General features: G+C 65.2%; 4 protein-coding genes. All 4 read right to left on the bottom strand.

Features of this window, described 5'->3' with window-relative positions; all coding sequences use genetic code 11:
* The coding region (locus I73_RS14885; RefSeq protein WP_022981343.1) for a helix-turn-helix domain-containing protein at positions 1–261 on the bottom strand (261 nt) is incomplete at its 3' end.
* Positions 262–358: 97 nt separating this feature from the next.
* A complete protein-coding gene (locus tag I73_RS14890; RefSeq protein ID WP_022981344.1) occupies positions 359–895 on the bottom strand; it encodes a TIGR02281 family clan AA aspartic protease in 537 nt (178 codons plus the stop codon).
* 7 nt (positions 896–902) lie between these two features.
* Positions 903–1,286 (bottom strand): TrfB-related DNA-binding protein, encoded by a 384-nt coding sequence (locus I73_RS14895; RefSeq protein ID WP_022981345.1) that lies wholly within the window; start codon positions 1,284–1,286, stop codon positions 903–905.
* Between the two features lie 35 nt (positions 1,287–1,321).
* Entirely contained in the window at positions 1,322–1,699 is a 378-nt protein-coding gene (locus I73_RS14900; RefSeq protein ID WP_148289806.1) for a hypothetical protein, read from the bottom strand.
* Positions 1,700–1,868 lie beyond the last annotated feature (169 nt).

Here is a 1,868-nt window from a genome sequence, read left to right on the forward strand (position 1 = left end):
CAGCCGCACCTGAATTTCGATGTCGTAGCCGAGGCCCGTCAGGCACTCCATCAGCTTGCGCTCGGAGACATTCCCAACCTCGCCCCGCAGCACGGCCGACACCTTCGGCTGCGGCAAGCCCATGCGCTTTGCCGCTTCCTCTTGTGTCAAACCCAGGCGCTTGACCCCGCTGGCGATCTGCGCCGCCAGCGCCGTCTTGATCCGCATCTTGTCCGTGTCGGCCGAGGCCTCCAGCTCGATGCCGCTGATGTCGCGCTTCATGTGCTTGCTCCGGTATACAACCTCCATCTTAGTCCACTTCAGGAATAAAAAAGCGGCCATAGGCCGCCTGCTGGGTTTCGCGCGCGAAAGCGGCGCGTTACTGGTTCGACCGCATGGTCATGTAGCCGTTGGCGTACATGATCTGGAAGCGGTTGAGAACGTCCATCCCGAGCACTGGTCTGTCCAGCTTGGCCAGGACCGCGACACCAGCGCCCTGGAGCACGAACGGCCCCGCCACGATGGTGTTCCCTCCTGACAGCCCCGCACGCTCAATGCCGCCCGCTGTTGCCACTGAAATTGCGCGCCCAGCTCGAATGCCGGCGTTCGCCGCTGTGGCGGTGGCCACCGAAGTGAACTTCGCCCCCGTGTCCACCATGAACACGACAGGGAAGCCGTTGATGGCGCCCCCGATGTAGTAGTGGCCGTCCGCAGCTCGCGGCACCAAGTAATCGCCGTTGGCTTGCCGGATCGGCGCCGGCACTTCTGCCGGCGTCACGGCCGCCACGTCGATTTGACTCGGGCCGTACTGCTTGCCGTCGTAGACGAAGAACTGGAACGACTCGCCCACGGCGGCCGAGCCCATTACCAACGCAAGGGCGCCAACAGCCAGGCGCACATCAGCAGTCATCCGCATGGTTGCTTCACTCCCCGCCTTCCAGGGTCTTCCTGGCCTTCGTCATCGCGTGTTCCATCTGCGCCAGGGCCAGCGCCTTCGCATCACGCGACTTGGACTCCTTCAGCGCCTCCAGCAGCTCGCTCAGGTGCTTCGACAGCCGCTCCGGCACTTCGACTTCCATCCGAACCCAGCCGCTGCGCGTCGCAGCCCCTTGGTGGACGCGCCTGATGGACCCCACGGCCAGCGATACACGTTGCTTGTACGTCCCGCACAGTTCGGCCGCTTCGGTGAGCGTCTTGCCGTCCACCAGCACAAGCCTGGCCATTTCTCTTGCTGCCGGCTGCAAGCCCGTCTTCTCGGCCAGCTTGTCGAATTCCCGTGCGTCGATCCGCTTCAGCGTGGTCGCCATCCTTGCCTCACTCTCCGGTCAAAAGTCACTCAGTATCAAGTCGGTGTAGGCGCTGGTCGGTGGTAGCGGCTCACCAGCTTCCCGCCGACCTGGCGGAACTCGACAGCGCCGCGGCCGCCGTCCAAGTCGAACCACTGGCCAACGACGGGCCGCTCGACGGTTAGGACCACCGAGGGTGGTGCCTGCACCTGGCGCGGCGGCATCTGCGGCACCGGCATTGCTCCGGTCATCACCGAGCTGGCCAGCAGCATCACGCCTGCGCAGCAGACCACCAGGCTGGCCAGGATCGCGGGCGGCACCATGATGGCCGAAGCCACCAGCGCCGCGCCCAGCGCGGGCCGCGCGCGCGCCATGTTCCCCACGCCACGCCGAACCTCGGCCGACGAGGCCCAAGCCCACGCGCCGGCAGTCATCGTCAACAGCATCGCAACCGATGCGCCCAGCACAGCCCACACCACGGGGCTAAGAATCATAGCAGTCATTTGCGCTCCTACACAGTGCAATTGCCTAGGCCGGAGGGGTGTTCCCGCACTCCTTCGGCCGCCTCGATTTAAAACGTCCAGCCCTTGGGGCATTTCCGCG

It is taken from the genome of Ideonella sp. B508-1 (genome assembly GCF_000333615.1).
Classification (GTDB): Bacteria; Pseudomonadota; Gammaproteobacteria; order Burkholderiales; family Burkholderiaceae_C; genus Ideonella.